Source organism: Dolichospermum sp. UHCC 0260 (genome assembly GCF_009711985.1).
In the GTDB taxonomy this organism is placed as follows: Bacteria; Cyanobacteriota; Cyanobacteriia; order Cyanobacteriales; family Nostocaceae; genus Dolichospermum; species Dolichospermum lemmermannii.
On record NZ_VIKZ01000066.1, the window covers coordinates 1 to 7,135 of the forward strand.

Here is a 7,135-nt window from a genome sequence, read left to right on the forward strand (position 1 = left end):
AATTGTACTGAGCTTGTCGAAGTATCTGTAACCTAAGTTGACACCAATGAGTACTGCTAAAATATTTATGCTAGAATATAGTCAAAGTGTCTAAAGTAGTCATTCTATGCAAACCTATAGTCTTACAGATGCTCGGAATAAGCACGGTGAAGTTTTTGACAAAGCCGCTATTGAACCAGTATTACTAACTAAACAATCACGTCCTAGTCATGTCATTATTTCCGCAGATAGCTACCAAAAATTAATTACTCGATTGCAAGAATTAGAAGATATGCAGTTAGTTCAAAATGCTGAAACTGCTTTGAGTCAATCAAAAATGGTAGGTACAGAGGCTTTTACATCTGCATTGGAGCATTTAGCTAATGGCGCGGCTTGATGGTTTAGCAACTGTTCTTGATTTCCTCAATAGACATCTCCGAGAATTAAATGTACGTGACTTGAAACCCTTGTAGAGACGTTCCATGGAACGTCTCTACGATCTTTTTAGGAGATGTCTAATGGGTTACAACCTAAAATAGCAGCGCAAATAGCAAAAAAGGTTTTGGCTTTGAATGTTGAACCTTTACCAAATGATAGTGAACAACTATCTGGTTATCAGGGTTTTTATCGAGTAGATAGTGGTGAATATCGAATTGTTTATAAATACTTTCCAGATCAAGATTTAGTAGAAGTAATTTTAGTTGGTAAGCGTAATAATGATGATGTTTACAAAAGATTGAAACGGTTATTGGAATAAACTCTTGGTTCTTCCACCAAATCTAATCCCAACATAGATATAAGCGTAAAAAATTAAGTAATGGGATAGAATTAATTACCGATGAGATTGGTTAATTTAGCGTTGCCTTTGGCGGGCGCAGCCATCGCTTCTGGTATCTCAGTCAACACCACCACTTTTTATCGCCCATTGAATAAAACTTTTTATCGGATATTCTTTTGTGCTTGAAATTTTTACACTAATAAGTTAACATGAAATATCATGAGAATTTCATGGAGAAGTAATAATGCTTGATGCACGGGAAATTTACCCCCTTTCAGACTTTCAACGCAATGCTAGACAGTTCATTGAACAAATACAGTCAAGTCACAAACCAATTATTCTCACCGTTAATGGTAAAGCATCCGTGATCATGCAGGATGCAGCATCTTATCAAGAATTACTCGATGAGTTAGAATTAGCAAGGTCAGCCGCAAAAATTCGCCAAGGCATAGCTGAATCTGCTGCTGGAAAGACAAAAGATGCGGTAGAAGCATTAGAAGAATTACGGTTAAAGCATGAAATACCCCGTTAGAATTACTCCAATAGCGCTAGAAGATGCGGAGGAATTTTACTTGTGGATGTCTCAAGATTCTCCTGTAAATGGGGCTAATTGGTTTAATGGATTACTTGCTGCAATTGATACTCTTTCTTCCATGCCTCACCGTTGTCCGGTTGCACCAGAAAAGGAAATAGTAGGCCAAGAAATCCGATATCTTCTCTATTCCAAACGCTATCGGATTCTTTTTGGCATTGAAGGTGATGCTGTTGTAATTTATCACATCCGGCATACATCCCAACAATGGATGACACGAGAAGAATTTTTGAGACAACCTTATAGAAATATCGAAAATACCGAACCAGAAAAATCAACTTAAGCTACAAATCGGTTATCAGCAAAAGCAAATAAAACATTTACTTAAAAAGGAACTCATAAATGATTATTGTCATGAAGGTTGGTTCCCCACAGGAAGAAATAACTCGCATTACAACAGAACTATCTAGCTGGGGACTAACACCAGAAAAAATTATTGGTCAACATAAAGTAGTCATTGCTTTAGTTGGGGAAACTGCGGATTTAGACCCGCCCCGCATTCAAGAATTGAGTCAATGGATTGAGCAAGTATTACGAGTGGAAGTACCCTATAAACGAGCCAGTCGCCAATTCCGTCATGGAGAAGCTTCTGAAGTGGTGGTGAATAGTCCTCAAGGTGATGTGGTGTTTGGTGAACATCATCCTTTGGTAGTTGTCGCTGGACCCTGTTCTGTGGAAAATGAAGAAATGATTGTAGAAACGGCGCTGCGGGTAAAAGCTGCGGGAGCGAAGTTTTTACGCGGTGGGGCATATAAACCTCGTACTTCACCTTATGCTTTTCAAGGTCATGGTGAAAGTGCTTTGGAATTGTTAGCTACAGCCCGAAAGGTCAGCGGACTGGGGATTATTACAGAAGTAATGGATACGGAAGACTTGGAGAAAATTGGCGAAGTTGCTGATGTGATTCAGGTGGGGGCGAGAAATATGCAGAATTTTGCCATGCTCAAGAAGGTAGGAGCGCAACCGAAACCAGTGCTGTTAAAACGGGGTATGGCGGCAACTATTGAAGATTGGTTAATGGCGGCTGAGTATATTTTAGCGGCGGGTAATCCCAATGTGATTTTGTGTGAACGGGGAATTAGAACTTTTGACCGTCAATATACTCGCAATACCCTAGATTTATCGGTTGTGCCAGTTTTGCGAAAATTGACCCATTTACCGATTATGATTGATCCTAGTCATGGTGTGGGTTGGTCTGAGTTTGTTCCTGCTATGGCGAAGGCAGCGATCGCTGCGGGTACAGATTCGCTAATGATAGAAGTACATCCCAACCCAGCTAAAGCCTTATCGGATGGACCCCAATCTTTAACCCCAGACCTGTTTGATAAATTAATGTCAGAATTATCCGTAATTGGTCACCTCATGGGACGGTGGCCAAATTAACGCCCCCATTCGCTTTTTAATATCCAATCCAAGACAATTCAGGGCGCAGACCCTGCGCCCCTACAGTAGGATATCACTATTTTCTAGAACTGTTTCATCTAGGCTTTCTTTAACCCTACGGATTGGTAAATTAGCAATTAAAGCCGTTGTCCGTTGGCTGCTTTCTAGGGAAAACTCCAAACCATCTGTTTCTATTTCGACATAGCGACAAACGATTTCCAGGATTTCCTGACGCATTTTTTCTAAAGTTTGGGGGTCTAAGTCCGTACGGTCATGGGATATTACCACTTGCAGACGACGTTTAACATCATCGCGGCTGTTATCGGGACTACGAGCAAAAAATTTTTCTAAAATTTCAAGAATCATTGCGGGTATGTGTAAGGCAGAAACACTGGCAAATAAATTAAACAATTTTTGACCACAACATCTTTCTCAACCGAGAGAAGATACTTTTACTAGATGAGTCAAGCTCCAGAAATTCGACAGTTTCCCCTTCCAATCTCCGAGCAATATTCTCAAAAGCGGTGGCAGCTAAAGAGGGAGTGTCTGATAATACTAAAGGTTCGCCCCGATTGGTAGAGACAATCACCCGCTCATCGTCGGGGATGACTCCAATTATGGGAATGGCGAGAAGTTCCTGAACGTCCTGTACAGACATCATATCATTTGCCTCTACCATTGCTGGTCTAATTCTATTAACTATTAAGTTAATCTTTTTGACACCTTGGGCTTCGAGTAATCCTACTACCCGGTCAGCATCACGGACAGCGGAAATTTCGGGAGTGGTGACAATCAGGGCTTCTTTGGCTGGTGCAGTCGCATTTTTAAACCCCATTTCAATTCCTGCGGGGCAGTCAATCATTACATATTCGTACTTTTGTGCTAGGGCATTTACCAGTAACTTCATTTGGTCAGGTGTGACGGATTCTTTATTGCGATGTTGGGTAGCTGGGAGGAGTACCAAATTAGGTTGTCGTTTATCTTTAACCAAAGCTTGTTCTAGACGACACTCCCTAGCCAAAACTTCCACCGCTGTATAAACAATCCGATTTTCTAGTCCCAGAAGTAAATCTAAATTTCTCAGTCCGAAATCTGCATCAATTAAGGCTACTTGTTTGCCTATTTTGGCTAAAGCCATTCCTAAATTAGCTGAAACTGTGGTTTTACCCACTCCCCCTTTACCGGAGGTAATGACAATAATGCGGGTCATGATAATGCTTTATGAGAGTTCAGGGAACAACAATAAAATATTTAAAGCTATTGATTGATTCTAACTTTAGTAACCTAACAGAAATTAATTACATATACAGCATATTGCAGGTAAATGAGGTACAAATTTTAATCATCAAGCCTTGCACCGAAAGGATTTTACTGCTGAATGTTGAAAGCTGCTGTAGATTCTTAACTAAGCAAGAATTTTAGATCAGATTTTGTGTAACTAATTGCGTCCGACTACTTAATTGACTGCGGGAAAAATCAGCGGCTTTAACAATGCGAATTCCTTCAGATGTAATATGTGCAACTTCAGGAAAGAAGCTGGTGAGGGTTTTTTCTGGTGATCTAGCGACAGCATCAGCAATTCGCAATTGGGTTGGTTCCATTTGCAAGGCCATGATCAGAGATTCCCGATTCCCACCGGCACCAGCATGGGCAACTCCCCGCAATCTTCCCCAAATGAGAATATCCCCATCGGCAATGACGATACCACTAGGATTGATATCTCCTAAGATAACTACCGTACCGGGATGACGAATTTCTACACCTGATCTCACTGTCATTTGCAGATAGAGGGCATCTGCTAGGGCGCTGGGAGTCGGTTGAATATCGGAAGTGAGGGATGTGTGGAGTTGGGTTTGTTCTACGGAATAACCCAGGGTACAAGCAGCGATCGCCGTTTGTCTCCGACTGGTAGCTACGGATTTTAGTTGAATTTGGTATGTATTTAAAGTTTCTGCCAAATCTTGCAATTGTCTATTATCTAACAATCTATCTTTTGCTACTAGATGCAGGGATGTATTTGGTTTCCGTAAGCGATCGCCTGCATTGAGACGCTGTTTCATTTGTTGCCAAATTTCCCACCAATTGAATTCTGATGGTGATACTTGAGATTCCGTGGGCAAAATCAATAATAGTCGCTCTCCTTCAGTTTTTAACTGAACTTGAATATTATGATCTACCTTTTGTCCTAGTAATTCTAAATCAGCACTTGGTAAATCAGATAAAATCGAACCAGATTCCCCCCCATTAGGCATATTAGATTCTGGATTTTCAGCAGCAGAATTACCTTTTAAAAAGGCAATTACTGAATTTAACTCTGAATTAGGGATAACAGGATCAGATTCTACTTTATGATCAGCAAAATCTGGATTGATATCGCCAGAGTTAGAATTATTTACCTCTTGATCAACTTGATGAAAAACTGATTCTGATTTAGAAAATTCAGCCTTTATTTCCTCAGATTTAGCAGAATTACCAGCATCTACATTATTTTCGACAGAATGAGAATTATTTACCTCTTGATCAACCTGATGAGAAATAGATTCTGAATTAGGAAATTCAGCCTTTATTTCCTCAGATTTAGCAGAATCAGAATTCATGCAGCACTAGCCAAAATACACTAAAATTTGAGATTTTCATAAAAGATTGAGAATGGGTAATTGGTAATTGGTAATTGGTAATTGGTAATTGGTAAGACTCTTGCCTCTTGCCTCTTGCCTCTTGCCTCTTGCCTCTTGCCTCTTGCCTATTCCCTATTCCCTATCAATCTTTGATAAACCGTTCCCAAAGCATCAGCATTGCCGACATTACCGGGAAACAATACAACTGGCAAATTAGGAAACAGGGGATGATCAGATGGTGTAATTACCATTGAACAGCCTGCTAAAATTTGACCAAGTAATCGGGCTGAAGTTAAAGCCAGTCCCGTACTGAGAACATCATTAGAAGTAATACCCCCCTTACTGATGAGAAATCCTAGATCAGATGGTAAACCCTGGACAATATCCATAAGTAAAGCGGAAACTGTACTGCCAAAATCTAACCTAGTTTTGACATCTTTAAAAGCCAATTCCTGCCGACTAGTATAAATTACTGGTGTTTTACCAGCATTATGTACTACTTTGACATTTTCGAGAATCTCCGTTAGCAGTTTAGCAGATTCATTTACCCCACCATCAATTAATCTGCCAACATTAACTTCTATGCCTACCGTTCCCTCAACTTGTAATAATGATTCTAACTGTTGAGTTGTCTTTTTAACGTGAGAACCCACAATAATTGCACCAGGTTTACCATCGCGCACATATTTTGCCATACTTTCAGCAGCAATGGGTTGGGGTGGTAAGGCAGCCAAAGCTGTTAAAATACTCGCAGCAGAACGGAATAAAAACCGTTTTCCCCGACTTGCGGCTGTTAATACATCTACCGCAAAGATATTAAGATCATCTTGATGTTCTCCGTCTACGACACCACAGTGATTATTCTCAAGTTGTAACAAGCTTTCTAAACTACCAGCACGGATATCTGCGAGTAAAAATCTAGTAACAGTACCTTCTTTAATCCGTCCCTTGGTTTTTTCTTCCACATATTTAGGCAGATAGCTGTAATTATATCCAAAGACAGAATCACGAGCAAATTCTGTTTCATGTACGGGAGTGGGAACACCATCAATAATTAGATAGTGAATACTATCGCGGGTAATTCTTCCCCCTTCAAAAAATGCCGGCACAAGAAAATGAGCATCAAATGGACCGAGTTCTTCAGCAATAACATCAGTTTCTATAGGATAATGTCCGCGTAAGGTGGAGTCAGAACGACTAACTACGAGAAAATCCTCTATTTTTTCGGCTGCTAAGGCAAGTTTGAGGTTATGACAAACTTCTCTAGTTACAAATGCGGCTGCTTCTGGAGTCAGAGAACGAGTATTAGTTAAAATAAAGAAAATGGGAGCATCATCTTTTAATCCTAAACGTAAAGTTTCTACATCCCAACGCATTAATAATAAACAACTATGGACGGTTTGTGAACCAGTGGGATCATCATCAAGGACAATTATTTTAGGTTGGTTATTCATTTTAGGAAATCTAAACTAGACTTTCTGTAATTTTCACAAGTTCTGCTTGCACATCTAAGGCAATCTGTAATGATTGATTAAGAAGTTGAGCATATTCACTAGCTTGACTACTAACTGGTAAGGTTTGCAGATTAGCTAAATTATTTACCACTAAATCTTGGTTATTAGCAAGCAATTTTTTATTATCGCGCAAAATCCGTTCACTTTTTAAGGCGCGAAGTAAATCTTCTCTAATCAGTTATAGTGCAGATATTACCTGTTCTCTGTCGCTAATGCTACTTTGGGAGTTACCAGAATTAGTCAGTTGATCATGAATATCTATAGCTTGAAC

General features: G+C 39.8%; 9 protein-coding genes and 1 pseudogene. 5 read left to right on the forward strand and 5 right to left on the reverse strand.

Annotated features, from left to right (window positions below):
• Positions 1–106: 106 nt before the first annotated feature.
• From FJR08_RS20085 to aroF, 5 genes are all read left to right on the forward strand, one after another.
• Positions 107–376 (forward strand): type II toxin-antitoxin system Phd/YefM family antitoxin, encoded by a 270-nt coding sequence (locus FJR08_RS20085; protein WP_168634328.1) that lies wholly within the window; start codon positions 107–109, stop codon positions 374–376.
• Between the two features lie 114 nt (positions 377–490).
• Complete coding sequence (locus FJR08_RS20090) at positions 491–736, forward strand: type II toxin-antitoxin system RelE/ParE family toxin (RefSeq protein ID WP_168634329.1); 246 nt, start codon at positions 491–493, stop codon at positions 734–736.
• A 265-nt stretch (positions 737–1,001) separates the two neighbouring features.
• Positions 1,002–1,289 (forward strand): type II toxin-antitoxin system Phd/YefM family antitoxin, encoded by a 288-nt coding sequence (locus FJR08_RS20095; RefSeq protein ID WP_148762264.1) that lies wholly within the window; start codon positions 1,002–1,004, stop codon positions 1,287–1,289.
• Entirely contained in the window at positions 1,273–1,632 is a 360-nt protein-coding gene (locus FJR08_RS20100; protein WP_148762267.1) for a type II toxin-antitoxin system RelE/ParE family toxin, read from the forward strand. Before FJR08_RS20095 ends, FJR08_RS20100 begins: the two co-directional genes overlap by 17 nt.
• Before the next feature lie 59 nt (positions 1,633–1,691).
• Positions 1,692–2,732 (forward strand): 3-deoxy-7-phosphoheptulonate synthase, encoded by a 1,041-nt coding sequence (gene aroF / locus FJR08_RS20105; RefSeq protein WP_168634330.1) that lies wholly within the window; start codon positions 1,692–1,694, stop codon positions 2,730–2,732.
• A 60-nt stretch (positions 2,733–2,792) separates the two neighbouring features.
• Here the strand turns inward: aroF and minE are convergent, their stop codons facing one another.
• The 5 genes and pseudogenes from minE to FJR08_RS20130 form a co-directional block, all read right to left on the reverse strand.
• Positions 2,793–3,098, reverse strand: coding sequence for a cell division topological specificity factor MinE (gene minE, locus FJR08_RS20110; protein ID WP_168634331.1), 306 nt, complete (start codon positions 3,096–3,098; stop codon positions 2,793–2,795).
• 37 nt (positions 3,099–3,135) lie between these two features.
• Positions 3,136–3,942 carry a septum site-determining protein MinD gene (gene minD / locus FJR08_RS20115; protein ID WP_015079597.1) on the reverse strand — a complete coding sequence of 269 codons (807 nt, stop codon included), beginning with the start codon at positions 3,940–3,942 and terminating at the stop codon, positions 3,136–3,138.
• Positions 3,943–4,150: 208 nt separating this feature from the next.
• Positions 4,151–5,329: a septum site-determining protein MinC gene (gene minC, locus FJR08_RS20120; RefSeq protein ID WP_174783175.1), complete on the reverse strand. Its 1,179-nt coding sequence runs from the start codon at positions 5,327–5,329 to the stop codon at positions 4,151–4,153.
• Positions 5,330–5,475: 146 nt separating this feature from the next.
• On the reverse strand, positions 5,476–6,804 hold the full coding sequence (locus tag FJR08_RS20125; RefSeq protein WP_168634332.1) for a four-carbon acid sugar kinase family protein: 1,329 nt from the start codon (positions 6,802–6,804) through the stop codon (positions 5,476–5,478).
• 10 nt (positions 6,805–6,814) lie between these two features.
• Positions 6,815–7,135, reverse strand: a pseudogene (locus FJR08_RS20130) (hypothetical protein); the annotation flags it as partial.

Bases quoted from the DNA above. Each gene is read 5' to 3' on its own strand.
- FJR08_RS20085 (WP_168634328.1), top strand. From the start codon at position 107: ATGCAAACCTATAGTCTTACAGATGCTCGGAATAAGCACGGTGAAGTT.
- FJR08_RS20090 (WP_168634329.1), top strand. From the start codon at position 491: ATGTCTAATGGGTTACAACCTAAAATAGCAGCGCAAATAGCAAAAAAG.
- FJR08_RS20095 (WP_148762264.1), top strand. From the start codon at position 1,002: ATGCTTGATGCACGGGAAATTTACCCCCTTTCAGACTTTCAACGCAAT.
- FJR08_RS20100 (WP_148762267.1), top strand. From the start codon at position 1,273: ATGAAATACCCCGTTAGAATTACTCCAATAGCGCTAGAAGATGCGGAG.
- aroF (WP_168634330.1), top strand. From the start codon at position 1,692: ATGATTATTGTCATGAAGGTTGGTTCCCCACAGGAAGAAATAACTCGC.
- minE (WP_168634331.1), bottom strand. From the start codon at position 3,098: ATGATTCTTGAAATTTTAGAAAAATTTTTTGCTCGTAGTCCCGATAAC.
- minD (WP_015079597.1), bottom strand. From the start codon at position 3,942: ATGACCCGCATTATTGTCATTACCTCCGGTAAAGGGGGAGTGGGTAAA.
- minC (WP_174783175.1), bottom strand. From the start codon at position 5,329: ATGAATTCTGATTCTGCTAAATCTGAGGAAATAAAGGCTGAATTTCCT.
- FJR08_RS20125 (WP_168634332.1), bottom strand. From the start codon at position 6,804: ATGAATAACCAACCTAAAATAATTGTCCTTGATGATGATCCCACTGGT.